We start from the raw sequence: 25,695 nt of genomic DNA on the forward strand, positions 1-25,695 counted from the left end.
CGTCGTACCTATCACGTAAGCTTGGAAGTGCGGTGCTAACCGGCACCGGTTCCCGGCAACGAAGAGGTTGATCGTGACAGCACAACACCCCGGCACTGTTATCCACCCGCCCCAGCAGCGTGACCAGTGGTGGCGCGATGCCGTTATTTACCAGATTTATCCGCGTTCCTATGCGTCGAGCGGCGGGCCGCTCGGCACCCTGCCCGGCATCACCGAAAAATTCGATTATTTGGAGAAGCTCGGGGTGGATGCGGTGTGGCTTTCGCCCTTCTACGTTTCCCCGCAATTCGATGCCGGGTACGACGTGGCCGATTATCGCGACGTCGACCCGCGCTTCGGCACCCTCGCCGATGCCGAGCGGCTCATTGAGGTAGCCCACGCGCACGGCATGAAAGTCATTGTGGACATCGTCCCGAACCACACCTCCTGGGATCACAAGCTGTTCCGGGAAGCGGTGCTGGCAGGTGCAGGCGCACCGCAGCGCGATAATTTCTGGTTCCGCCCCGGGCGCGGGGAAGATGGGAACGAGCCGCCCACCGATTGGCTTTCTTCCTTCGGTGGCCCGGCCTGGTCTCAGGTCAAGGATATTCCCTGGGTGAAAGGCACCCCGCAGGAACGCGAAGAAACCTGGTACCTGCATTTGTTTGACCGTTCGCAGCCGGATGTCAACTGGGAAAGCCCGGCTATTCATGATGAATTTGCCCACACCATTCGTTTCTGGATGGATCGCGGTGTGGACGGGCTGCGGGTGGATGTGGCCCACGGCCTGGCCAAAGACCCGGCCCTCCCGGACTGGCCCTACAAGGTGGAGGAGGTGCGCTATAACCCGGATGTAAGCGTGCCGCCCGCGCCCATGGCCAACCAGCCCGCCGTTCACGATATTTACCGCGAATGGCGCTCGATCCTGGACGAATACGGGCGCGACCGCATGATGGTGGCCGAAGCCTGGGTGGATACCGAGGAAGACCTGGCCCGCTACGTGCGCAGCGATGAAATGCAACAGGCTTTTAACTTCGAATACCTTTCCGCGCCCTGGCGCGCGGACCGCATTAATGCGCTGATTGAATCCTCGCTGCGTGCCACCGATGCCGTGGGTGCCCCCACCACCTGGGTGCTCTCCAATCACGACACCCTGCGCGCCACCTCGCGCCTGGGCCTGGAGGGCGTGACCACCGGCTGGTGCGGGAACGGCCCGAGCGGCATCGGCCCCGATGACCCGCAGCCAGATGCGGCGCTGGGAGCGCGCCGGGCCCGGGCCTGGCACACGCTCACCGCCGCGCTGCCCGGCTCCTACTATCTCTACCAGGGCGAAGAGCTCGAACTTCCCGAAGCCACCCAGCTGCCGCCCGAATCTCGCGAAGATCCCACCTTCGCGCGCACGGGTGGCGCGGAGTTGGGTCGCGACGGCTGCCGGGTGCCCATTCCTTGGCGCGCGGATGCCCCGGCCTTCGGATTCTCTCCCGACGGGGAAAGCTGGCTGCCCCAACCTGCCGATTGGGGCCGTTTCGCGGTGGATACCCAGGAGGCCGATCCGGAATCCGCGCTCGCCTACTACACGGAGCTGCTGCACCTGCGTGCCCGCTACGACCTGGGCCTGGGCGGATTGCGCCGCGCCCCCGAGTATGCCGGCAACGGCGTTGCGCTCATTAATTATGCGGGCGATTCTGGGAAGGGTGATTCTGGGAAGGGCGACGACGCCGCCACCTCCCGCGGGGACCTCTTGATTATGACGGCCTTCGCCGAGCCCCTCCCCCTGCCCGAAGGCTGGGCGGTGCTCCTCAGCTCCGCACCCTTGGAGGAAGAAGGGGTGCTCCCACCCGATACCACGGTCTACCTGGTGCCTTTCCGCACGGATACCGAGGAGTGATGCTGATGGCGCGCGTGGCGGCGTCGTCGCCGAAAAGGGACGTGCCCACCGACACGGGTGCGCTCACCGGAACGGGCGGCGTCGCCACGACCACCGGACGCACACGCGAAGGTGACATTAAATTAGAACTGTAGAAAGCAAGATAAGTCACACTGTGGTGTAAACTAGTATCACCACACAGGTAAGGGAGCCGGGCGCTACGGTGCTGTCGCGGCTACGGCTTTCTTGCTCGCATTGACGATCATAGGAGACGTAACGATGCATTCAGTGAAGAAAATTGCTGCTCTCGCCGCAGCTGGGTTGGTGGCCATCGCGGGATTGGGTGGCTGTGTATCCAATTCCGATAGTGGCGGTAGTGACGGTGGGGCCGGCAAGGTTTACTACCTCAATTACAAGCCTGAATCTGACCAGGCCTTCCAAGAATTAGCGAAGAAATACCACGAGCAAACCGGGGTGGATATCAAGATCGTATCCGCGACCGGCGGCTCGTATGAGCCCACCCTCGCCAATGAGCTCGGGCGTGCGGATGGCCCCACCATTTTCCGGGTGGATGGCCCCGTCGGTCTGGCCAAGTGGAAGCAGTACGCCAGTGATATTTCCGATGCGCCCTTCATTGAGGCCATGACGGATAAGGACATGGCCCTCAAGGGCGATGACGGCAAGATTTACGGCGTCCCCCACGCTGTGGAAGGCTTCGGCATCATTTACAACGATGCTATTTTGCAGAAGTACTTCGCGCTACCGGGCGCCAAGGCTAAGTCCGTGGATGAGATCAAGAACTTTGACAAGCTCAAGGAAGTCGCGGATGATATGCAGGCCAAGAAGGATGAACTTGGCATTAAGGGCGCTTTCGCGGCCACCTCGCTCTCGCCCAATGAAGATTGGCGCTGGCAGACCCACCTCATGAACTGGGCGCTGCATTACGAATTGCGCGATAAGGGCGTATCGGATACCGGCCAGATTGAAGGCACCTACCTGGATAATATGAAGAAGATCTTCGATCTGTACCTCACCGATTCCACGGTAGAACCCTCGCAAACCACCGCGAAGGCGGTCACCGATTCCATGGCGGAATTTGCGCTGGGCCAGGTGGCTTTCGTGCAGAACGGTAACTGGGCCTGGTCTCAGATTGATGGCGTATCCGGAAATACCGTGAAGCCGGAAGATATCCACTTCCTCCCCATTTACATGGGTGTCAAGGGCGAAGAAAAGGCCGGTATTTCGGTAGGTACCGAAGCTTACCTGACCATCAATAACAAGGCCTCGGATGCCGATAAGAAGGCCTCGATGGACTTCCTCAACTGGATGCTCAACGATCCCACCGGCGCTAAGCTCTGCGCGGAGGACCTCGGCTTCATTGCCCCCTTCAAGGAATACGCGAGCTTGTCGCCCACCGATCCCCTCGGTAAGGAAGTCCTCAAGTACATGAAGGATACCGATAGGTACAACGTTGCCTGGGACTTCCAGGTGGCTCCCTCTATGGAGTTCAAGAACGGGCTGGGGCAGCACCTGAGCCAGTATGCCGTCGGTAAGGAAAGCTGGGATCAGGTGAAGGACTACTTCGTCACCCAGTGGAATACTGAGAAGGCAGCCGCCGGGGTGAAGTAGCGGGGCGGCGCGGGCGCAGGCCGTGCGCTACGCAGCCAGCGCCCGTGTCCACTGCTACCACACCCGCCTTGCCTGAGGTGAGGCGCGGGGCTCACCATCGCGGTGGGCCCCGCGTGTCACAGGGGGTTTCTCATGAGAACATTGAAAAAACACGGGCTCGCCTTCGTGGGGCCCACGTACGTGGCGTTCGGGATAGCTTTCCTCGCCCCGTTCTTTATTGGTATTTATCTTTCGTTTACGAATTTCACCACGCTGGATGATGCTACCTGGGTGGGCGTGCAAAATTACGTCAATGCCTTCACGGAGCAACAAAATTACGTCGGGGCGTTGATCTTCACTGCCTCGGTGGCAATTGTGTCCATTATCAGCGTTAATATCATCGCGTTTTTCCTGGCGTATCTGCTCACGCAGAAGCTACCCGCCACGAATTTTTACCGCACGATTTTCTTCATGCCGAATCTCATCGGCGGGATCGTGCTGGGCTACACCTGGCAGTCCCTCCTCAACGCGATCCTCTCCAATTACGGCACCACGCTGGTTAATGATTCGAAATATGGTTTCATCGGCCTCATCTTGCTGGTCAACTGGCAGATGATCGGCTACATGATGATTATCTATATCGCCGGATTCCAGAATGTGCCCGCCGAACTCAACGAAGCCGCGCAGATCGACGGCGCCGGGCGGTGGCGGACCCTCCGCTCGGTCACCATCCCCATGATGATGCCTTCGATTACGATCTGCCTCTTCTTGACCCTGGCGAATACCTTCAAGATTTACGATCAAAACTTGGCGCTCACGAACGGCGCCCCCATGCGGGAAACCGAAATGGCGGCGCTCAATATCGTCAAGAGCATGTATGAGCAGGTCGGGCAGCAGGGAGTATCGCAGGCCAAGGCCGTGATCTTCTTCCTCATCGTGTCCTCGATTGCGCTTATTCAGCTGCGCGCCACCCGCACGAAGGAGGTGGACCTGTGAGTACCGAAACTGGAAAACGCGCGGTCGCCGCTGAGTCCCAGGGCGCCGTCGTTCCCGCGGAAACGCGCACGGAGGTACGCGACTCTGCTCGCGCGAGAGCACGCGGCACTGATCCCGTGGCAAAGCCGAAGCTCAAGGCCCCGCGCCACCGGGTGCGCATGACGCCCGGGCGTTGGGCGGCTGTGGGCTTCCTCGGGATTCTTTCCCTCATTTACGTGGTGCCGCTGCTCTTCATCCTCGTGAATTCTTTCAAGGGCCGCTTCTTCATTTCGGACGACCCCTTCAGTTTGCCGGCCGGTGAAACTTTCGCGGGGATGGATAATTACCAGACCGCGCTGAACCTATCCGGCTTTATGCGGGCCCTGGGCTGGTCATTCTTCGTGACGGTGGCCTCGGTGCTGGTGATTGTGTTCTTCTGCGCGATGACGGCCTACTACCTGGCCCGGGTGCGGAGCTGGTGGACATCGCTGCTGTACTACCTGCTGGTGTTCTCCATGGTGGCGCCTTTCCAGATGGTCATGTTCCCGACCGTGAAAATCGCGGACAAGCTGGGGCTATCCTCCCCGTGGGGCCTGGTGGTGCTCTACCTCGGCTTCGGGGCGGGGCTGTCGGTCTTTATTTTCGCGGGCTTCGTGCGCTCGATTCCCGGGGAAATTGAAGAGGCGGCATCTATCGACGGCGCCGGGCCCTTCAAGACCTACTTCCAGGTGGTCATGCCAATGCTCAAACCCACGGCGGTCACGGTCGCGATCCTCAACACCATGTGGATCTGGAACGACTTCCTGCTTCCGAACCTCGTGATCGGGCGCGAGGAGGCTTACCGGACCGTCCCGGTGGTCATCCAATTCCTGGTGGGCTCGAACGGAAATAAGGATCTGGGGGCCCAGATGGCGGTGCTCGTGCTCGCCATTATTCCGATTATTATTTTCTACCTCTTTGCGCAGCGCTATATTGTGGAAGGCGTTGCGGCAGGTTCCGTCAAGGGTTAAGAAGTACGACGACGCCGCGGCGCCGCGCACCCGATATCGGGAGCGCGGCGCCGTAAGTCGGCCACGTGGGGCTTTGCGGGCGTGGGCCGGTTCGTGGGGCTTCGCTCGCCGCACAGGCTCGTAACGTTTCCGCCCGCGGGCACGGGCGTACCGGGCGTGGGCGTACCGGGCGAAGATGTCCATCACGAGGATGTCCACCAACCGAAGGAGATGTATGCGCCGGATATTCGATCCTGACTCACCTTTCCAGCGCGGACTTTCCGACGCCGTCATCCTGGTGGAGCTCAATATTATGACGCTGCTCGGGCTGCTCCCTGTGGTGAGCGGCGGCGCCAGCCTGGTGGCCTCCGCGCGAGTGAGTGCCCAGTTGCTCCGCGGCGAGGCACCCCGGCCGTGGCGCCTCTGGTGGCAGCACTTCCGCGCGGCTTTGCTGCCGTCGCTGGCCTGGTGGCTGCCCACTCTCGGCCTTCTCGGTCTGGCTTGGTGGGAAAACCGCTGGGTCTCCGGCCTGGCCGGCCCCGGCAAAAACGCCCCCGCGGCAGGGCTCAGCACCGACGCGGCCGCTCACGCCGCCGATTCTGCTCTAGCCGGGCAATCGGTCGCCGACTCTGCCGGGGTGCTCGCTACTAACCCCGCAATCGCCGCGGATCCGCGGCTGGCCGGCATCCTCTCCGGCCTTATTATTGTGGCCCTCCTGCTTGTGCTGGCGGTGCTGGTCTGGCTGGTGACGCTCCAGGCATTCTTCTCCAACGCCTTCCTGGAGCACCTAGGTAACTCGGTGCTCCTCGCCATCACCCGGCCGCTACGCACGGCCGCGTGCGTAGCGGCCGTGGTGGCGCTCCCGCTGGCCTGGCTTTATGCGCCGGTATCGCGCTTGGCCATCTTCTGGGCATTGGCGCTGGCCGGGCTGAGCGTCCCGCTTTACCTCACGGCCTGGCTGCAACGCCCGGTCCTCGACGCCCTCCTCGCCGAGGCTGAAGGCTAGCCCGCAGCGCCGGCAGCTGCCAGCGGCCCGGCATCCCCGGCCCGGAAACAAAGTGTGCGGGAGAGCACCGGTTCGGGGCGATTTTGTGTCTTTTACGCACACTACGCGGGATGCGCTGTCTGAGATGCACGCTTGGTGCCCGCCAATTCACCGCCCGGCCGGAGGCGGGTGCTTTTTCCGCGGTGTACTTCGCGTGTACGACATCTGCACTACAGCTCGGACAACACACACCGCCCCCGCGGGGCCTGGTGTGAATTCTGAGTTTGCTGTGACTATTGACGTTTGTAAGGCCCGTGAGAATATCGCGGCGTCGTCGTTCTTAAATATGAGAAGACGCCTGCGTATGAACATTGATAGCGTGCAGGCTGGGCCACGAAACAAAAATAAACGCGGGCGGCGGGATGTGCCAGAATCACACACCCGCCGCCCGCTTAGTTTGCGTGCTCTTTGCGTCGCTGCCCGCGGTTCGCGCAGCTGCATAGCCGCCCGCATGGGTTGCGTTGCGCGCAGTTTACGTAGCCGCGCAGCTTACGCAGCCGCGCAGCTACACGCGCTGCACGCGCTACTTAATCGGTGCTGCCTTCACGCCCCAAATATCGCGGCCGTAGTCCGCGATGGTGCGGTCGGAGGAGAAGCGGCCCGAGCGGCAGATATTGATCCACGCTTTGCGGCCCCACTCTTCCTGGTTGGCGTAATCCGCGGCCATGCGGTCGCGGGTGGCCCGGTAATCAGCGAAATCGCCGAGCACGTAGTACACATCCGGGGTCTCCCACGAAGAACCATCCAGCAAAGACCCGAGAAGGTCGTGGAATTCGCCGGTCCCGCCGTCGCTCACGGTGCCGTCCACCAGGGCGTCGAGCACCCGCTTGAGCCCGGGCACGGTCTCGTACTGTTCGCGCGGATTGTAGTGCGCCCGCAATTCCGGCAGCTCCTCTTCACGAGCCCCGAAAATATAGGCATTTTCTTCGCCCACGGCGTCCACGATTTCCACCGTGGCCCCGTCCATGGTGCCCAGCGTCAGCGCGCCGTTCATCATGAACTTCATATTGCCGGTACCCGAAGCTTCCTTTCCGGCCAGGGAGATCTGCTCGGAAATATCGGTGGCCGGAATAATATGCTCGGCCGGCGACACGTTGTAGTTCTCCACGAAGAGCACGGTGATCTTCCCGCGAGTATCGGCGTCGTTATTCACCAGCTTCGCCACTTCGTTGATGAACTTGATAATCGCCTTGGCGCGCTTGTATCCCGGCGCGGCCTTCGCCCCGAAAATGAAGACCCGCGGCGGGACCTCCAGGCTGGGATTGTCCTTAATCCGGAAGTACAGATCGAGAATGTACAGCGCATTCATGAGCTGGCGCTTGTACTCGTGCAAGCGCTTAATAATCGTGTCATAAATAGCATCGGTGGGAATATCAATGCCGTCACGCCGCTTAATCCAACGCGCGAAATCACGCTTATTTTCCGCCTTGATCTCCATGAGACGGCGGTAAATATCCGCATTCCCGCGTTCCTCGATGGTGGCTAGCTTATCCAGATCCGTGACCCAGGAATCATCCCCGAGCACCTCGGTGAGCAGCGCGGCCAGGCGCGGATTGCAATTATGCAGCCAGCGGCGCGGCGTCACGCCATTCGTCTTGTTGTTGAAACGCTCGGGCCAGATGTCGTACCAGTCGTGGAGGGTATCGCGCTTGAGGATCTCACTGTGGATCGCGGCCACCCCGTTAATGGAGAACGAGGCATAGCACGCGATCCAGGCCATATGAACCAGCCCGCCGGACAGCGGCGCCATGTACTCAATCTTGCCCGGGTGGAAACCGGCCTCCGCCAGCTCCGCGCGGAAACGGCGATCCATTTCCGCCACGATGTCATAAATACGCGGGAAAAGCTTGGTGAAAATCGAGGTTTCCCAGGTCTCCAGCGCCTCGGCCAGCACCGTGTGGTTGGTGTAGGCGAAAGTCTGCGAAACAATCTTCCAGGCATCCTCCCAACCCAAGCCTTCCTCATCCATGAGCAGGCGCATGAGCTCCGGAATAGCGAGCACCGGGTGAGTATCGTTCAGCTGGATCGAGTTGTACTCCCCGAAGGAACGAATATCTCCGTGCGCTTCCTTATGTTCCGCGATCAGGCACTGGAGGGAAGCCGAGCAGAAGAAGTACTGTTGGCGAACCCGCAGCACCTTGCCTTCGTAGGTGGTGTCATTCGGGTAGAGCACCCGGCACAGGTCATTCACGCGCTCGCGTTCCACAATCGCATCGGTGAAACGCTGGGAATTGAAAGCGTCGTAATCGAATTCTTCCAGGGGCTCCGCCTTCCACAGGCGCAGCGTATTGACATTCGCGGTGCCGTAGCCGGTGATCGGCATATCATAAGGAACCGCGCGCACATCCATATCCGCGAACTTCACGTGCTTGGCTTCCGCCTCCCGGCGCACCACAAAAGGCGAACCGTTTTCCATCCACGGATCCGGCTCTTCCTTCTGGAAACCATCCACGAAGCTCTGCTTGAAAAGGCCGTAGCGGTAAAGGATCCCGTAGCCGACCACGGGGAAATTGAGGGTAGCGCACGAATCCATGAAACAGGCGGCCAAGCGCCCCAGCCCACCGTTACCGAGCGCGGCATCGGGTTCTTCATCGAGCACATCGGTGAGGTTGAGACCGTAATCTTCCAGGGCCTTGCGGGCATCTTCCACCAGGCCAAGATTGACGAGATTATTGAGAAGTGCGCGCCCCATGAGGAATTCCGCGGAGAAGTAGCTGGCGCGCTGACCCTCCCGGTATTTCTTAGTGGTAGCTTCCCAGTTATCGGCCAGCCGGCTCATGGTGAGCTCGGACAGCCCCTCCCAGTAATCGCGCAGGGAGGATCCGGAGGTCGAAACACCGGATACCGAACGGGTAAAAGCCCCGAGTGGTTGAGTCAGTTCAGACATTTTTCTCCTCGAAAAATATTAGGGCACGTGCCTCCTCTACCTTAGCTGAGAAACTTTCTGAAAATGTGCAAAGATGCCCGCGGCGGGCTGTGGCGGTTATTATTGTGTAGTAAAGCGGGACGTTAGCCTGGGCTGTCCAACGGTGGCGGCACGGTAGCCGCAGAGCGGCACGGGCGGCGGAGCTCTTTACACCTGTTTGATATAACGAGGAGATTAGATACTATGCCCGCGGTCATTATTCTCGGCGTCCAGTGGGGCGACGAAGGAAAAGGCAAGGCAACTGACCAGCTCGGCCAGCGTGCCGATTATGTTGTGAAATTTAACGGGGGTAATAATGCCGGCCACACGGTCAGCGTGGATGGCCAGAAATTCGCTCTCCACCTCCTCCCGTCCGGCATTCTTAATTCAGATTGCATCTCGGTGATTGGAAACGGCGTCGTCGTTGATCCCGAAGCGCTTTTCGCGGAAATGGCGGAGCTGGAATCGCGCGGCGTTTCAACAAAAAACCTCCGCATCGCCGGAAATGCCCACGTCATCACCTCGTATACGAAAATGTTCGACCGCCTCAACGAGGAGGTCCTCGGCGACGGCAAAATTGGCACCACCGGCCGCGGCATCGGCCCCACCTACGCGGATAAAGCCAATCGCGTGGGGATCCGAATCGTAGACCTCGTGCACCCGCGGCGCTTGCGCGGGCAGGTGGAGACCGCGGTGGCGCAGAAAAACTTGGTGTTGCGGGCCCTGGGGCGCGAGGAGATTAATGTCGACGACGTACTCACCGAGCTCCTCGCCTATGGGGAACGCCTCGCACCCATGATGATTAGCGCCTCGCGTGAACTCAACGAGGCCCTTGATGACGGCAAGACGGTCGTTTTTGAAGGCGGGCAATCCACCCTCCTGGACATCGACCACGGCAACTATCCCTATGTGACTTCCTCGAATGCCACGGCCGGCGGGGCTGTCACCGGCAGCGGGGTGGGCCCTACCCGAATCGACCGGGTGGTGGGTATCGTCAAGGCCTATGCCACCCGCGTGGGCGAAGGACCTTTCCCCACCGAGTTGCACGGAGATACCGGCGATTGGCTGCGCGAAGCGGGCGGTGAATACGGGGTGACAACCGGGCGCCCGCGGCGTTGTGGCTGGTATGACGCCCCGGTGACACGCTACGCGGTGCGGGTCAACGGCCTAACGGACCTGGTCCTCACCAAGCTGGATGTGCTCACCGGCGTGGAAGAGATCCCGGTGTGCGTGGGCTATGAGATTGACGGCCAGCGCGTTCATGAATTCCCCATCGATACCTGGGATTTCGCCAATGCCAAGCCCATTTACGAATATCACCCGGGCTGGACGGAGGACATCTCCACGGTGCGTGAATTCGCGGACCTGCCCGCCAATGCGCAAAGCTACGTGCGCTGGCTGGAGGAGATGGCCGGTTGCCGTTTCTCGCTCATCGGGGTGGGTCCGGATCGCGAACAGACGATTGTGCTCCACGACCTGCTGGGCTGAGCTTGGCGGCGCGGCCGCGTGACGCGGAGCGGTAGCTCGCGGGCGCGCCGCCAGCTGCCCCACGGGCAGCTGCGCCGTCGTGCTTTACCCCGCTTGACCTACGTAAATGCGGCATAGGTGACTTAGCTCCCAGGACAGGCGGTGAAGATTCCTTTACTATAAGGAAAGAACGTTGTGTGGGGAGAATCACCGTTGGGCTGCGATGCGTGATGCGGAGCCCGCGGTGATCCCTCGCGCAACACCGGAGCGGGAACGCGAAGGAGCCTCCCGCGTGAAGAGATTGAGGGGCGGGAATGTCTACACACACCACAGGTAGCCTTGTCCCCATTCGGGGATGGCAACGCACCTATTCCGGGAAGGTGCACGATTTATACCGGCCCGTGCCCGGGGGTGCGATGGCCGGGATGGATACCTATCTTATTGTGGCCTCGGATCGCATCGCGGCTTTCGACCACGTTGTTCCCACATTCATTCCGGATAAGGGCGAAATAATCACCCGGATCGCCCGCTGGTGGTTCGACCGTACCGGGGATATCGCAGAAAGCCACTACCTACCTGGCGGCGTCCCGCGGGATATTGCCGCGCGCGGGATCCTGGTGCGGGCCCTGCGCATGCTCCCGTACGAAGTAATGGTGCGCGGCTATCTGACCGCGGGCGCGGTGCGCTCGCTCGGAACCCTCGGCACGCTCGATGCCATGCCGTACAACGGCGCTATCGAGGTGGGCGCCAAACTGGAACTACCCTGGGTCGGGATTGCGGAAAAGCGCCGGCCTGGCTGCCCGGATATCCCCATTCCGTGGGAGGAATTCATACTTCGAGTGGGGGAGAGCACCGCGGAGCGAGTGCGCGTGCTGGCTCTCAATCTTTACCGGCACGCCCACGCCATCGCGCTGGCCCGCGGGCTGGTGCTCGCGGATGCCAAGCTGGAGTTCGGTACGGATATGGATGCCGGTTCCAGCCGGCTCATCCTGGCCGACGAAGCCTTCACGCCGGATACCGCCCACTACTGGCTTTCCACCGACTACCGTGCGGTGAAATCCGGGGAGGTGCTGCCCACCCCGGAAGCGCTGCGTTCTTTCGATAAGGACGCTGCCCAGGTCTGGCTCATGTCCCCGCAATCCGGGTGGAATGCGGAGCAAGGCACCCAACCGCCAGCCCTTCCCGCCGCTGTGGTGGCCGATATTCGCGACCGTTACCTGCGTGTTTGTGAAATGCTCACCGGGGAGCGCTGGCCCGGGCGGTAAGTGTGACGTGCACCGCGGAGTCGTGTTCGCGGTGCGAAATCTTACCGCGAAAGCACCCGGACGTTTTACCATTTTGATATGCATTACGCGAATAAAGTTTACGATCAGGTCGTCGCCGCCAACCCGGGCGAACCCGAATTCCATCAGGCCGTGCGCGAAGTTTTCGACTCCATTGCGCCGGTCCTCGATGCTCACCCCGAGTACGCCGACCAAGCCATCCTGGAACGGCTCGTCGAACCCGAGCGCATCATTGCCTTCCGGGTGCCGTGGGTGGATGACGCCGGGAAAATTCGCGTCAATAAAGGCTATCGGGTGCAATTCAACTCCGCGCTCGGGCCCTATAAGGGTGGCTTACGCTTCCACCCCACCGTCTACCTGGGCATGCTCAAATTCCTCGGCTTCGAGCAGATCTTCAAGAACGCGCTGACCCGCCAGCACATCGGTGGCGCCAAGGGCGGGGCGAACTTCGACCCCAAGGGTAAAAGCGATAACGAAGTGATGCGCTTCTGCCAGTCCTTCATGACCGAGCTGCAGCGCCACATCGGCCCGGATATTGATGTTCCCGCCGGTGACATCGGCGTGGGCGGGCGCGAAATCGGCTATCTTTTCGGCCAGTACCGCCGCATCCGCGATAGCTTCGACGCCGGCGTGCTTACCGGCAAAGGACTCGGCTTCGGCGGCTCGCTCGCGCGCACCGAAGCCACCGGTTACGGCGCGGTCTACTTCGCCGACGCCATGCTCGCCGCGCACGGGGAAAGCTTGGACGGGCGCACCGCGGTGGTATCCGGTTCCGGGAACGTTGCGCTGTACGCGATTGCGAAGGCGCAGCAGCTGGGCGCGCGCGTGGTCACCGCCTCGGATTCTTCCGGGATGGTGTACGACGACGCCGGCATCGACGTCGAGCTCCTTCGCCATATTAAGGAAGATCTGCGCGGGCGGGTCTCTGATTACGCGGCGCAGCGCCCCGGGGCCCGGTACCAGGCCGGGGCGAAGGTGTGGAACCTGGCAGACCTTGGGATTCGCGCGGATATTGCTTTCCCGTGTGCCACCCAGAACGAGCTCAATGAGGCCGATGCGCGCCAGCTTCTCGACGGGGGAGTGCGCGCGGTGGTGGAAGGCGCGAATATGCCGACCACCCTCGAGGCCACCCACCTGCTCCAGGAGAACGGTGTGCTCTTCGCGCCCGGCAAGGCCGCGAACGCCGGAGGGGTGGCCACCTCCGCCCTGGAAATGCAGCAGAATTCCGCACGCCAAAGCTGGGACTTCGAGAAAGTGGATGCCAAACTGCACGACATTATGCGCGATATCCACGACACCGCCCTGGATGCCGCCGCCCGCTACGGCCACGAAGGTGATTATGTGGTGGGCGCCAATGCCGCGGGCTTCGAGATGGTCGCGGAGGCGATGATTGCCCAGGGCGTGATCTAAGAGCGGTGTGCCCGGAGCGCTCGGCGTGCCCGGCGCGCTCGGCGTGCCCGGCGCGCTCGGCGTGCCCGGCGCGCTCGCGGTGGCGCCGTCGTACCTTAGATGCCGTTGTTATCCAAGCCGTCGTAGAGTGGATCCGTGACACGAAAAATCGATAGCGCGGATGCGCTGCCCCTCCTCTCCCGTTTTCACGCGGGTGAGGAGCTCAGCGCGAGTGAATCGCGCACGGCTGTGCGGTTCCTTCTCGAGGAGCTCGCGGCGCGGCATCCCGGGCACGCGGTGGAAATTCGAGTTCCTTATGTTGGGGCGGTGCAGGCGGTTGCCGGGGTGCGCCACCGGCGTGGTACCCCGCCGAATGTGGTCGAATGTGATGCGGGCACGTTCTTGGGATTGTGCGTGGGTACTCTGAACTGGGATGAAGCCGTGGCTTCCGGGCGGGTGGACGCCTCCGGAACCCGCGCGAACCTCTCCGAGTTTCTCCCGCTGGTGCATGTGGCCGGCTCGGCTCGCTTAGCTGAGGGTGTGGAGCGCCGCACCGAGGGTATGGAGCGCTGAGCTGAGGGCGCGTAAGGCAATTTCCCGGACCGCGAGAGCCGTCAGGTGTAAATCCTGGACTGTGCCGGCCTCGTAGTGCAACCTGGTGACAGAAAAACCTCCAAAACCGTGCGCCAATTTGCACTACGTTTTTCGGGCCGGCGTGGGAGCTGATCGCGGGAATCCCATAAGTCACACAAGTCTCTGGAGCCTCAACAGTCACACGCGTCCCGGCGGGGGGGGGGGTAGGTGTTTTCCGAGCTGTAGTGCAGATGTCGTACATGCGAAGTACATCTCGGAAAAACACACCCGCCTCCCGCCGGCCCAAGGTAGGCAGGATGGGTCATTCTCAAGCGTCAAGGCTGTAAAAGGTGCATTTTGGACTGTTAGGGCCGCGGAGTGTACGCCACGGGCATTAAATCGCTCTGAAACGGTGCTCTCCCGCGCACTTTGTTTTCGGGCTTGGCTTGGAAACAATTGTGCCGGCAGCCTTGTGGCCGCCGGCACGTTCGTTAACGGAATGAGTACCTATTTGGTGGCTGGTGGAATATTGTTCGGATCGTAGTCGTCCGCCCAGTCATCGTCATTGTCATCTGACTCGTCGTAATCTGCGTAGTCTGCGTAACGAGCGTACGGATCATCCGAGGAATCGTAGTGGGATTCCTGACGCGCATCACGATTAATACCCAGCTCACGTTCGAGAGCGGCGTAATCAGTATCCGGTGTAAAGTACTTGAGATTCCGGGCTACCTTACGCTGCTTAGCCTTCTGACGGCCGCGCCCCATGAGCTCGACCCCCTTCATCTCATCTGGGCTCTTCTAGCCCGGTTTACTATTTCGTGACCTATATTAGCCGCTGTAGCCCATAGATGGCTATGTGACATACGCGGAAAGAGTACGGCGCTCCTCACCTTTCCCAGGTAGATGGCCTGTAAAGATCTTGCGAGCCCGCGACAGGTGTCACGCGCCACGCCCGCAGTTTAGGTCAGACAGGCCCCGGAAATGATTCGCCCCACCTCGGGGCAACGTACCTCCCGGCGAGCAACCCGCAGGTGAAGGCGCCGCGCAGCTACTTGCGCCGGTGCCCGAAGAGGGCACTACCCAGTAGTGTAACTGCACCCAAGGCGGCAATCCCAAGACCAGCCACCACGGCCAGCCCGGTTTGTTCCCCGCGCCGAGCATCGGCAATAACATCCTGGGCTACCTGCGCGGGCGAGGGAATTCCTGCGGAGCAATGCCCGGCGGGGGAATGCCCGGCGGAGCAATGCCCGGAGCACCCGTGGCCGGCGGCGGCGTCGTCGTAATGGTGCGCGCCACCGCATTCACACGCCCCACCGCACGTCCCGCCACCCTCGCATTCTGCGAGTGTCACGTCGGTATCGGCACAACCGCAACCGCACGGGCCACAGTCATCGGCACCCGCGGCGCTGGCACCCACGTCGGCGAAACGCTCCTTCGCGGAATCAGCCAGGCAGTTCACTTTCTCCTTCGCGGTGTACGCGAAATCGGAGGCTTTGGCGGAGGCCTCGGCCGCGGTGCTCTTCGCGCTATCCGCAAAAGCCGAAGCCTTATCCTTCGCGGCTTCTGTCAAAGCAGCAGCCTTATCTTTCAGGGTGGCCGTGGTGGAAGCCACCTTGTCTTTAGCGGCATCCGTAGCGTTTTTGATATTCGTGCGCGGATCGAGGCGATCCACCAGCTCATTGACGGTGGCGGTTAGCTCCGCGCGGGTGCGTTCGATATCGCGCTGGATGTCCTCAGGTTTACGGTTATCGGAAGCGCTCACTTCGATAGGCCTTTCTTCACGGCGTCGACGTCCTTGCTCAGGCCGCCAACAAGATTAGTTGGATACTTTCCGGATTTCTTGAGTTTGCGCAGCCCCAGCAGCGCGAGCACCGCAATGATAAGGAGCAGCATCCCGGCAACCGTCAGGTAGCCGGCCCACCAGCGCCCACCGAAGACCATCGTGAAGAAAGCCGCGGCCGCGTGCAGCAGGAAACCGAACATAAACAGCGCCAGCACGCCGGCCACCGCGAGGAGTACCCCGCCCATCCCGAGATTGAGGACCTTGTGCTTGAGACTGGCCTGGGTGTACTGAATCTCGTCACGAACCAGGGTGGAGAACTGAGCCGTGGCGGAGGAGAACAATTCGCCCACGGTGCGGCGGTTCGGTTCGCGTGCCGCGGCTGCTCGCGCTTCTTCGGAGGAGGACGCCACGTAGCCGGAGCCCGGAAGTGGCCCGGTGGTGCTTGCCCGTGCGTTCTCAACATCTTTTTGCGCCATCACATCCCCTTTGCGTCGGCCAATAACGTGGCGATAGATACATTCTAGTGTGCCCCAGAAAGCTTTAAATAGATAACGGAAGGCTGAAAATTTCTTCCTGAGCGAGGGCGCGGCGGTTTCACGCCGTGCGGGGCGGTGCCGTTCCGATGACGGGGTGTTCCCTCAGTGGTACGACGCCGCAGCAGCCTCCCGCGCGGTGCGCCTATCTCGCAATGGCGATTTCTCGGAAAATTCGCCCCACATCGGCGCGGGCCACCAGCCCGATCAACACCCCGGTGGCATCTCCGGTGCGGGTGATCAGTACGGCGGGGTGGCCGCGGTCGGTCAGGGCCGTGCATACCGCCATGGCGCGGTCGGAAGGTTTGGCGTAGAGAGGAGCATCATGTGCACCGCTGTGGGCGAGGATCTCCCCGGCCGGTACCTCAGCCAGCTGTGATTCCTTCCCGGCCGCTACCATGCCGGCCACCCAGCGGGCCACCATATTGGTGGTGAGTAGTCCGGTAATCGTGGCGTCTGTGGACTCCGTGGATTTGTCCACCACCGGCAGTTGGGCGTAGCCGTGGGCGTGCAGAATGGTGGCGACAGTAGCGAAGGTGTCCGCGGGGGAGACGGTAGCGACGTCGTGAACCATGAAGTTCTGGATTTGAGGTTCGTTACGCACCTGGAAAAGTAACCGTTCAGCGGCCTCCACCAGATCGGCGCGCGGGGTGGCAATGGGCTGGCCATTTTTGTAGTTGTTATGCGCGATGGTATTACGCAGGTTGCGCAGCACCTCTCCCAAGTCATGATTGCGGACCACCGCGGGAACCCGCTTCGCGTACGCTTTCGCCCAGGCATCCCCAAAACCGCGCGAATCTAGCCCGGTGGCATGGTCAAGCTCGGCCCGGAGATCTTCCACCGCGGAAAGGAAACGTTGGGTGAGGGAGTTCGCGGTGGAAGAAGTAGCGTCGTCGTGCATATCACCATGGTAGCGAAGCGGCGGTGCCGCGAGTCGCCTAGTGGCCCGCCCCGCGCAACCGATCCGCCTAGCCCGTAAACCCGGTACCCAGGGTGCCCACCGGGCCGGGCGCACCGTGAGTATTCGCGTGCCCGGAGCGCACCACCCACCAGCCGCCCAGCAGTCCGAGCACCGCGATGGCGCCCCAGACACCCACCACGGCCCATCCCATACCGGCCAAAGCCATAACGGGCACGAAGGACACCGCGGAAATCTCCACCGGCACGACGGGTAGGTAGGCGTAACCGAATTGCTCGATGGTTCCTGATTCCAGCTTAGGATCCACGATGCGCAGCAGCGCCAGGCCGGTGGAGACCGAGCCGGTGGCCCAGCCCCAGGTGAAGAGCTGGCGCTCGAACCAGCCCTCGCCCATGAGCCGCGGGGCCACTACCAGGCCCAGAACCGTGCACAGGATAAGGCCGAAGAGGAACAGCAACCCGAGAGCAAGAATATGGTCAGATACAAATTCCGGCTGAATGGACGCGATACCGCACACGATAAGAATGTCCGTGCATAGGCCGGATACCGAGCGCAGGGTGCCCGCGTCGAGCAGGTGGGAGGCACCCACCCCGTTCATGACGATACGCACCACGATACCCACCAGGAAAGCGATGGCGAAAAGCGGGAAGGAAATGCCGGGGAACAGGTGCTTGAGGAGCTGTCCGATGCCGTAGCCCACCACCGCCACCAGGCTCACAATCCCAACCTCGAAAGAGAGCGTCTCAATCGAGCCGCCGGAGAAGGTGTGGTAGCCCAGGGCCGGGCGGCGTTTATTGGCGTCGAGCACCCCGGTGCGGAGTTCATCGGGCAGGGAATCCATGCCGCGGAAAGCCTTGGCCTGCCCGCGCCGCGCCCCGAATTTCGCGAGAATAATCCCGCCGATCACCCCGACCAGCAGGCCGACCGTGGCCGAGGTGAAGGCTAGCGAGGCCACTTCCGGTTGCCCATTTTCCGCGTAAATATTGCCCACGGCCGCGGCGGTTCCGAAACCGCCCGCCCAGCCGGTGAAGAGCATAATTCCGAGCACGTCCGGCGAACCGAGTACCGGGGTGAGGAAAAGCAGCGCGAAAGCCATGCCGAGCGCCACCTGCGCCCCGTACATGAGCACTCCGTAGGAGGCGAAACCGCCTACCGTTTTATTGACTTTGCGGATGTCGAAATCATCGGTGAGGGCCATGCAGGCGAATACGATGACGATAAGAATCGAGGCGTAGGTGCCCATATGCTCGGAGAACGGAATCCCGGTTACCTGCCAGGAGCCGATATGCCAGCCGCGGTTTTTCGCTATCGCACCGAGCACATTCGGGCCGAGCACCAGCCCCAATGCGCCGGCGATCACCGAGGCGGGAACTAGCATATTCTGCAGCCACTTCACCCGGGCGCGCAGGAATACCCCAATGGCGAGCAGCAGGCCAATCATTCCGGCGTCGACCAGCATGGTCCACGGCGTGTATGCGTTCATCGTCCCTCCTACGGTTGCGATAGTTGCGCGAAGCTTAGGGGAGGGGTGCGTGGAACCTCCTCCCATTGGTAAAGATACAGTAAAACTCCTGTGATGTTTTAGTTAGGTGTGGTGCTGGGGGTTGTGATGTGCGGAGTTTCACGCCGGGGCTTGCGTCTCGTCGTGGCTTGCGCTGTGTGCTTTTTCCTTCATTAACGACGACGCCGGACCTCTTCTCCCGTGCGTGCTCCCCCTCGATATGATGGCTATGGTGACCGCCACGCACGCGGCGCCGGCGCACCAGGCCGGGGCGGCGGGGCGCGGGCGGCGTCGTCATCAAGGAGGAAAAATATGACGGATCTGGTGACTTTCGGCGAATCGATGGGGGCGCTGACCTTTACGGAATCCCCGCAGATCGGGGCGCGGCCGCGCGCGTCTTTCGGCGGTGCGGAAACGAATGTGGCCATCGGGATGGCGCGGCTGGGGCATTCCACCGCGTGGGTCGGGAGCGTCGGCAAGGACCTATTTGGTTACATGATTATGCGCACCCTGCGCGGCGAGGGCGTGCGCTGGGATCACGCCCGCCAGATCACCACCGCGCCCACCGGGGTGCTGGTCTCGCGCCACGCGGGCTTGGGGACCTTCGCGGTGGATTACCACCGTAAGTTCTCCGCGGGGCGCCTCATTACCCCTGATCAGATCCGCGCCATGTTTGAGCTGGAACCAAAAATCGTGCATCTCACGGGTATCACCCCGGCGCTCGGGGAGGAGGCGCGCGCCGCCACGATGCTTGCGGTGGAGCTGGCCGGGGAGCGCGGGGTACCGGTCTCCTTCGACGTCAATTTCCGCTCGCGCTTGTGGGAGGCGGCGGATGCGGCCCCGGTGCTCGCGCGGATCGCGCGCGGGGCGCATGTGGTCTTCGGCGGTACGGAGGAACTTGAGCTGCTCACCGGTGAATCCGAGGTAGCCGCGGCAACTCAGCGCCTGCTGGACTGGGGCGTTGCGGAAGTGGTGTGGAAGGATTCGACGACGGCGCGCGTGACCACCCCCACCGAGTCGGTGGAACGACCCGGGCGGCGGGTCACCGTGGTGGACACCATCGGGGCTGGTGATGCCTTCGTGGCCGGGTATCTTTCCGGGTGGCTCGAGGGGCTTTCCTTCGCGGAGCGCCTGGATCGCGGGCACCTCCTGGGAGCCTTCGCGGTGGGCACCATCGGCGATTGGGAAGGCGGGCCCACCCGCGAAGAACTCACCATCGCGGAGATTTCCGGCGGCGAAGTGGCGCGCTAGCACATAGGTTGCGGGCCTTGGCTAACGCGCCACCTCGGTAGCGGTTCGGAGTGTTACGGGTTAGCGGCGAACGGCGGGGGTATCGGTACCGTTGCCGTCCCAATCGCCCACGAAGAGCTGATCGGAGGCCCGCCCGTAGGTGAGGACCTGATCCGCTTCGCCAGCGGCCAGCGAGTTCTTCACATAAACGGTATTGCCCCGGCGCACTGCCAGCGTATCGACGCCGTCGCCATCGAAATCGCCCAGGATTGTGGCGTCACCCGCACGGCCGTAAGAGAAAACGGTATCCGCCGCGCCGCCCGCAACAATGTTCTTGACGTAGTACAGGTTGCCGCGCCGCACCGCGAACGTGTCCTTCCCGTCCCCGTCGAAATCTCCGGTGAGGACGGTATCGCCCGCGCGGCCGTAGTGGACGACCTCGTCGGCCTCTCCGCCGTGCAAGGAATTGAGGACGTAGAAGGTATTGCCGCGCCGCACCGCGAAGGTATCCTTCCCATCGCCATCGAAATCGCCCACCAGGATCTCATCACCGGCGCGACCGTAGGAGAATTCAACATCGGCCGCCCCGCCGTCGACGCTGTTCTTCACGTAGATCTTATTGCCGCGCCGCACCGCGAAGGTATCGACACCGTCGCCGTCCCAGTCACCCACGAGAACCTCATCGCCCGCGCGACCGTAGGAGAACACATTGCTGGCCTGGCGCGAGGTCCAATCATTGGAAACATAGAAAACATTGCCGGTGGCGGGCATATCTCTACCGGGGCCGCCCGGCGTGGGCTTAGGCGCGGGCGCCGGGGAGAGACGATCCACATCGGCCTGAGCGCGCGCCGCATCAGCTTCGGCGGCGGCAAGCCGCTGGCCAAATTCGCCGAGCTGTGCGGCGCGGGCGGCGGCACGATCACGTTCCGCGGTTGCCGCGGCGAGCTGTTCTGCCAGTTTCTGGACAGCTTGCTTTGCGGACTTCGCGCTCTCGTAGGTTTCGGTCGCAGCAGTGAGTTTGGCCTGCCCGGCATCGAGTGCGGCTTTGGCGGCCTCGTATTCACGCGTGGCAGTTTCTAGTTTCGCCTTCGCGACCTGGGCTTCTATGGAATCGGGATTGTTCTTGCTGGCGGTGGCTAGTTCCGCGGTGGCAGTATCGAGAGCCATGCGAGCTGCGAGGGATCCGTTCGAAATAGTGTTCTTAAGACCCTCCATATAGCGCTGCAATGAATCGGAGTATTCGGCAACCGTTTGCGCTTCGGAGCGATCCTCGTAGAGAGGCGTGTGATCGAAAGTATTTGCCTGAATATTGGGAGCGTAGGCCAGCCCCGTCACCGTGTAATTGGGGCTGACAATATTAAGGTAATGCCCGACTTTCGCGAAATCCGTGACGCCCTGGTCGTGGAGGGCCTTTTCGTTGTGATACCAGAGCTTGAGAGAGAGCTCATCTCCGGCATAGCGGGCGGAAGCGAGGTTCTCCGCCACATTGAAAGCCTTAATATGAGCCATCTTATTGGTGCGGGACTGCGCGTTCACCTGCAGCTGCGCTACCGCCATAAGGTAGTCCGTGACCTTGAAGGGCTCGAGCTGATGCTGCGCGCGCAGCTCGTTGATCTTATTAATAAGGCTGAGGGTTTTCGCCATGGAATCCAGGTTCGTAGCATCATCGGCTGCGCCCGGATGGGTATAGGAGGCCAGCGGCTTACCCTGGTAGTCCTTGTCGGTAGCAAAAACATCGAGGGCTTTCTGGGCATTGCGGGTTTCATAGAACCCGAGGGCTCCCCGGTCCCATTGTTGCTGCGCTGCGGCCTTGGATTCTTCAAGCTTGGCCCGTGCAGCGTCAACCTTTTCCTGGGCCGTTTTGGCAGCCTCAGGATTGGGCGCGATGGCCTTATCGTAAGCGGCCTGTGCGGCATCGCGGCGGGCCTTAGTTGACTCGGCATTTGTGGTGAGATGGGGCATGGCTGCTGCGGCGTCGTCGTACCCCTTCTTCGCGGAATCGAAACCGGAAGCTTTCGCTACCGCGGCATCATAAGCCTGTTGCGCGGCCTCCGCCTGCGCATTCGCCCGCGCGTAGGCCTGCGCGGCGCTCTGGATATCCGCGGTGCTCGCGCCGCTTTCCTTCATCTCGGTGAGAATGGAGTCGCGAGCCGCGATGGCGGCGGCGAGCCGGGCGCGAGCCTCGGCGAGCTGCGCTGCGGAATTGTCACCGGGCGTGGATTCACTGGCGGCGGCGGGAGCGGGACTGATGACCGGCAGTGCCTGGGCGGCGAGCGGGACCAGCAGAGCCCCCGTCATGAGGAGTGCCGATGTGCGCATAAGAGTTCTCTTTCTGTTTCGACCGTGAAAGTGAAAGGGATGATTCCCGGTGCGCAGGTTAGTGGGCGTTTCTGGATATAAACCGGACATAGATTGGGAAGATGCTGGCCTAGCGGAAGGCTGCTAGCGCGCGGAGCCGGGCGGTTAATCCGCATGCACGACACCGGCGCCGCGAAATACCCGTATACGACACCGGCACCGCGCAGCGAATCGGATTCCCGAGAGGGGAGATCACGCTTCGCCACACGGCGCCGACGGAGAGTTCAGGACTTGCGAGAGCTAGAGAATTTCTTACTTACCGGTGGATCCGGGGCTGGCCTTACCGTCAGTGGTGTAGGACTTTGCGCCGGTTCCGGCGAGCGCCCCACCCTGGACGATAATGTAAGAATCGCGCAGCTGGCGGCCAGCGAAGAAATCTTCGAGGATTTCGCGGGTGCCGGCAGCGTAGCGAGTCTGTGCGGACAGCGAGGAACCGGAGGTGTGAGGGGTCATCGCGTTGCGCGGCATGGTGCGCCACGGGTGATCCTCGGCCGGGGGCTGCGGGTACCACACGTCGCCGCCGTAGCCACCGAGCTGGCCGGATTCGAGGGCCTTGACAATATCGTCGCGCACCACGATCTCCGCGCGGGCGGTATTGACAATGTAGGAGCCGCGGCGCATCGAGTTGATCATTTTCTCGTCCACCATATGGTAGGTATCCGAGGTGAGCGGGGAATGGATGGAAACCACGTCCACGCTGCGCATGAGATCCTCAACGGATTCATGGTAGGTGGCCCCGAGTTCTTTCTCGGTCTGCGGATCGAGACGGTACAGATCGTAGTAGTGCAGGTTAACATCGAAGGGCTTCATGCGCTTGAGCAGAGCCCGGCCGATACGCCCAGCGGCGATAACACCGACATCCATGCCTTCCAGGTCATAGGACCACTTGACGGCATCGGCGATATTCCAGCCCTTCTCATCGGTGACGATGCGGTGGGCGGGAACGAAGTTGCGCACCAGGTTGAGGATGGTCATAGCCGCATGTTCGGCCACTGAAATCGAGTTCGAGTAGGTGACCTCAGCAACCGTAATATTGCGCTTCATAGCTTCGGTGAGGTCCACGTGATCGGAGCCCACGCCGGCGGTGATGGCCAGCTTGAGGTTCTTAGCCTTCTCCAGGCGATCCTTGCCCAGGTAAGCGGGCCAGAACGGCTGCGAGATAACCACGTCCGCTTCCGGCAGGTACTTCTCGAATTCCGAATTCTCGCCTTCCTTATCGGAGGTGACGATGAGTTCGTGCCCGTTATCCGCAGCCCACTTCTTCAGGCCCAGGGCGCCGGATACGCATGCCACCATCTCGCCCGGCGTGAAATCGATGCCCGACGGCGTAGGGGTGCTGGAGCCACCCGGGTAGGAATCAATCGTGGGGATTGAATCACGGATGTACTTGGGTGGGAAGCCGTCCACGGGATCCGGGTACAGCACCATGAGAATTTTCGCCATTAAAAATCACCTCTTTTAGTAGTGAGAGGCCAGCTTCTTCGCCAGCCCGCTTAGTACTTTAGTCCCAGGTGGTGCGTGTGTGTCAAGACCCTTTTTATTGGTGTCGCTAAGTTGTGGTGCGTTGGGGTGAAAATGGCGAAACCGCGCTGTTATTACGAGTTTTTATGATCGAAATAGTATTATTTTTTATCGCAAATAATGGATATGGAGTTTATGAGAGTGTGCCATTAGTCCTAGCTTGCGGATTTGTTGCGAGCCTTCTTAGTCCTTGCTTGTGGGTGGTGGTGCGAAAGAAGGGTGGCCGGTGTGTGAAGGCCGGCCACCCTTCTTCGTGTACGCGATGGGGTGTTGTTGGGTGCGGTCCGCTAGGCGCGCTTCTTTCGGGCGACGACGCCACTCCCCGCCACGAGCAATCCCCCGGCGAGAAGCGCTGCGGCCCCGATGGAAGCGCCTGAGTTGGCCAGGCTTTTCGCCGGCCGGTTAGCCGTTGGTGTTGGCGTGGGTTCTGCCGAAGGCGATTCGGTGGGATCAGGTGTTGCCGTCGGCGTCGGCGTCTCCGAGGCGGTCGGTGTGGGTGTGGGGTCCGCAGAAGGTGACTCCGTGGGGACGGGTGTTGCCGTCGGTGTCGCGGTCGGTGTCGGCGTTGTTGTTGGTGATGGTACTGGAACGGGAGGGTTTTCCTCGACTGGGGTGGCTGTGGGCATCGGCCGCGGTGTTGGTGGCGGCAATGTTGGCAAAGGCGTTGGCCGGCGGGGTGGTTTCGGCGGAGCTGGGGGTAGTTCTACCACGGGTGTAGCCGTGGGCATCGGCCGCGGTGTTGGTGGCGTCAATGGTGGCGGTGGTGGTGGGACTGGTCTAAGTTTCGGCCTGCGAGGTGGCACTGGAACCGGGGGCAGTTCTACCACGGGTGTAGCCGTGGGCATCGGTTTCGGTACGGGAGGCAGGGGTATAAGTAGATCGGGATGGTCGATTATTTCCCTAATAATCGTAGGTGCAGCTTCGTCTGGACTTGCCGTTGGTTGAGGGCTGTCTTGAGTGGCGCTGACTGCCGCTGTTGGCGTGAGGAAGGGCAAGGCGGTGATGACGCCAAGTCCGATGATACGTTTCACGGTAGGAATCATAATCTCCCCCTTTTTTGTTACAAATGCGTTATTTTTACGAATGGCCAACCCCGCGGGGGGGGGGGTGCTCAATTGCAATAATAGTGCGGTAATGGCCTTAACTTTATAAAAAACTACCCAAAAGAGACTGTGATACTGAATACGGTTCTGAGTTTGCGGTTTTTGTATAAAACACGTTGAGTATGCGCCTGTATATTGCGGAATGGCGGCTATCTTAGCGAGTGTATGTTATTGGCTTCGCCCAAAGGCTTGGGGATGTGTTTGGCCGTTTTCTCGGACTGGGTCACCAAAGCAAAGAAAAGGAAGTGGCGTGAATGCGAGAAAGTGTTGTTGTAGCAAGGGGGAGAGGTGGTGGCTCCGACCGGCGTCGATCCGGTGACCTTTCGATTTTCAGTCGAACGCTCTACCAACTGAGCTACAGAGCCGAAAGAGAAACACCCGGTTTCCCGGGCGTTCTTCCTTCGCGACCCCGACGGGACTTGAACCCGCGACCTCCGCCGTGACAGGGCGGCGCGCTAACCAACTGCGCTACGGGGCCATTTGCTAGGCAAATAACCATCGCGTACCCCCAACGGGATTCGAACCCGTGTTACCGGAGTGAAAGTCCGGCGTCCTAGGCCTCTAGACGATGGGGGCTCAAGAACGTTGTTCTCAAAGCGTCCCCGCTGAGGGAACGGGTATAAGCTTACGTAGGATTCCAGGTCTTAGCAAATTGAACGAGGGTGTT

General features: G+C 61.4%; 19 protein-coding genes and 3 tRNA genes. 11 read left to right on the forward strand and 11 right to left on the reverse strand.

Annotated elements, in window-relative coordinates:
- Positions 1 to 73: 73 nt before the first annotated feature.
- The 6 genes from HMPREF9237_RS02660 (at position 74) to HMPREF9237_RS08830 (ending at position 6,424) form a co-directional block, all read left to right on the forward strand.
- On the forward strand, positions 74 to 1,867 hold the full coding sequence (locus HMPREF9237_RS02660) for a glycoside hydrolase family 13 protein (protein WP_016442184.1): 1,794 nt from the start codon (positions 74 to 76) through the stop codon (positions 1,865 to 1,867).
- Positions 1,867 to 2,001, forward strand: coding sequence for a hypothetical protein (locus tag HMPREF9237_RS09800; RefSeq protein WP_269208110.1), 135 nt, complete (start codon positions 1,867 to 1,869; stop codon positions 1,999 to 2,001). The genes HMPREF9237_RS02660 and HMPREF9237_RS09800 overlap by 1 nt, the downstream gene beginning before the upstream one ends.
- A 124-nt stretch (positions 2,002 to 2,125) precedes the next feature.
- Positions 2,126 to 3,475, forward strand: a complete 1,350-nt coding sequence (locus tag HMPREF9237_RS02665) for an ABC transporter substrate-binding protein (RefSeq protein ID WP_016442186.1) — start codon at positions 2,126 to 2,128, stop codon at positions 3,473 to 3,475.
- 132 nt (positions 3,476 to 3,607) lie between these two features.
- Complete coding sequence (locus HMPREF9237_RS02670; protein WP_016442187.1) at positions 3,608 to 4,450, forward strand: carbohydrate ABC transporter permease; 843 nt, start codon at positions 3,608 to 3,610, stop codon at positions 4,448 to 4,450.
- A gap of 158 nt (positions 4,451 to 4,608) precedes the next feature.
- Positions 4,609 to 5,439: a carbohydrate ABC transporter permease gene (locus tag HMPREF9237_RS02675; protein ID WP_081637306.1), complete on the forward strand. Its 831-nt coding sequence runs from the start codon at positions 4,609 to 4,611 to the stop codon at positions 5,437 to 5,439.
- Positions 5,440 to 5,653: 214 nt separating this feature from the next.
- Positions 5,654 to 6,424: a hypothetical protein gene (locus tag HMPREF9237_RS08830; RefSeq protein ID WP_016442189.1), complete on the forward strand. Its 771-nt coding sequence runs from the start codon at positions 5,654 to 5,656 to the stop codon at positions 6,422 to 6,424.
- 562 nt (positions 6,425 to 6,986) lie between these two features.
- Here the strand turns inward: HMPREF9237_RS08830 and HMPREF9237_RS02690 are convergent.
- On the reverse strand, positions 6,987 to 9,350 hold the full coding sequence (locus HMPREF9237_RS02690) for a glycogen/starch/alpha-glucan phosphorylase (RefSeq protein WP_016442190.1): 2,364 nt from the start codon (positions 9,348 to 9,350) through the stop codon (positions 6,987 to 6,989).
- A 222-nt stretch (positions 9,351 to 9,572) separates the two neighbouring features.
- Here HMPREF9237_RS02690 and HMPREF9237_RS02695 point away from each other — a divergent pair, with 222 nt between their 5' ends.
- The 4 genes from HMPREF9237_RS02695 to HMPREF9237_RS02710 all read left to right on the forward strand — a co-directional run bounded on the left by HMPREF9237_RS02695 (position 9,573) and on the right by HMPREF9237_RS02710 (position 14,080).
- On the forward strand, positions 9,573 to 10,856 hold the full coding sequence (locus tag HMPREF9237_RS02695) for an adenylosuccinate synthase (RefSeq protein WP_016442191.1): 1,284 nt from the start codon (positions 9,573 to 9,575) through the stop codon (positions 10,854 to 10,856).
- A gap of 293 nt (positions 10,857 to 11,149) precedes the next feature.
- Positions 11,150 to 12,100: a phosphoribosylaminoimidazolesuccinocarboxamide synthase gene (locus HMPREF9237_RS02700; protein WP_016442192.1), complete on the forward strand. Its 951-nt coding sequence runs from the start codon at positions 11,150 to 11,152 to the stop codon at positions 12,098 to 12,100.
- A 78-nt stretch (positions 12,101 to 12,178) separates the two neighbouring features.
- Positions 12,179 to 13,528 (forward strand): NADP-specific glutamate dehydrogenase, encoded by a 1,350-nt coding sequence (gdhA, locus tag HMPREF9237_RS02705; RefSeq protein WP_016442193.1) that lies wholly within the window; start codon positions 12,179 to 12,181, stop codon positions 13,526 to 13,528.
- Positions 13,529 to 13,663: 135 nt separating this feature from the next.
- Complete coding sequence (locus tag HMPREF9237_RS02710) at positions 13,664 to 14,080, forward strand: sterol carrier family protein (RefSeq protein WP_016442194.1); 417 nt, start codon at positions 13,664 to 13,666, stop codon at positions 14,078 to 14,080.
- A gap of 507 nt (positions 14,081 to 14,587) precedes the next feature.
- Here HMPREF9237_RS02710 and HMPREF9237_RS02715 read toward each other — a convergent pair.
- The 5 genes from HMPREF9237_RS02715 to HMPREF9237_RS02735 form a co-directional block, all read right to left on the reverse strand.
- Positions 14,588 to 14,863, reverse strand: coding sequence for a DUF3073 domain-containing protein (locus tag HMPREF9237_RS02715; RefSeq protein WP_016442195.1), 276 nt, complete (start codon positions 14,861 to 14,863; stop codon positions 14,588 to 14,590).
- Between the two features lie 265 nt (positions 14,864 to 15,128).
- Positions 15,129 to 15,842: a DUF3618 domain-containing protein gene (locus HMPREF9237_RS02720; protein WP_016442196.1), complete on the reverse strand. Its 714-nt coding sequence runs from the start codon at positions 15,840 to 15,842 to the stop codon at positions 15,129 to 15,131.
- Positions 15,839 to 16,339: a phage holin family protein gene (locus tag HMPREF9237_RS02725; RefSeq protein WP_016442197.1), complete on the reverse strand. Its 501-nt coding sequence runs from the start codon at positions 16,337 to 16,339 to the stop codon at positions 15,839 to 15,841. The genes HMPREF9237_RS02720 and HMPREF9237_RS02725 overlap by 4 nt, the downstream gene beginning before the upstream one ends.
- A 202-nt stretch (positions 16,340 to 16,541) precedes the next feature.
- Entirely contained in the window at positions 16,542 to 17,297 is a 756-nt protein-coding gene (locus HMPREF9237_RS02730; RefSeq protein WP_016442198.1) for an HPP family protein, read from the reverse strand.
- A 67-nt stretch (positions 17,298 to 17,364) separates the two neighbouring features.
- Positions 17,365 to 18,798 carry a sodium/glutamate symporter gene (locus tag HMPREF9237_RS02735; protein ID WP_016442199.1) on the reverse strand — a complete coding sequence of 478 codons (1,434 nt, stop codon included), beginning with the start codon at positions 18,796 to 18,798 and terminating at the stop codon, positions 17,365 to 17,367.
- A gap of 330 nt (positions 18,799 to 19,128) precedes the next feature.
- Here HMPREF9237_RS02735 and HMPREF9237_RS02740 point away from each other — a divergent pair, with 330 nt between their 5' ends.
- Positions 19,129 to 20,067, forward strand: a complete 939-nt coding sequence (locus tag HMPREF9237_RS02740; protein ID WP_016442200.1) for a sugar kinase — start codon at positions 19,129 to 19,131, stop codon at positions 20,065 to 20,067.
- A 60-nt stretch (positions 20,068 to 20,127) separates the two neighbouring features.
- On the opposite strand, the gene HMPREF9237_RS02745 is transcribed toward HMPREF9237_RS02740, so the two are convergent.
- From HMPREF9237_RS02745 to HMPREF9237_RS02770, 5 genes are all read right to left on the reverse strand, one after another.
- A complete protein-coding gene (locus HMPREF9237_RS02745; protein WP_016442201.1) occupies positions 20,128 to 22,365 on the reverse strand; it encodes a CAP domain-containing protein in 2,238 nt (745 codons plus the stop codon).
- 291 nt (positions 22,366 to 22,656) lie between these two features.
- Positions 22,657 to 23,847 (reverse strand): NAD-dependent formate dehydrogenase, encoded by a 1,191-nt coding sequence (locus tag HMPREF9237_RS02750; RefSeq protein ID WP_016442202.1) that lies wholly within the window; start codon positions 23,845 to 23,847, stop codon positions 22,657 to 22,659.
- Between the two features lie 1,470 nt (positions 23,848 to 25,317).
- Positions 25,318 to 25,393, reverse strand: a tRNA-Phe gene (locus HMPREF9237_RS02760).
- Between the two features lie 39 nt (positions 25,394 to 25,432).
- A tRNA-Asp gene (locus HMPREF9237_RS02765) sits at positions 25,433 to 25,506 on the reverse strand.
- Positions 25,507 to 25,531: 25 nt separating this feature from the next.
- Positions 25,532 to 25,604, reverse strand: a tRNA-Glu gene (locus HMPREF9237_RS02770).
- Positions 25,605 to 25,695 lie beyond the last annotated feature (91 nt).

The organism is Actinotignum schaalii FB123-CNA-2, from assembly GCF_000411135.1.
In the GTDB taxonomy this organism is placed as follows: domain Bacteria; phylum Actinomycetota; class Actinomycetes; order Actinomycetales; family Actinomycetaceae; genus Actinotignum; species Actinotignum schaalii_A.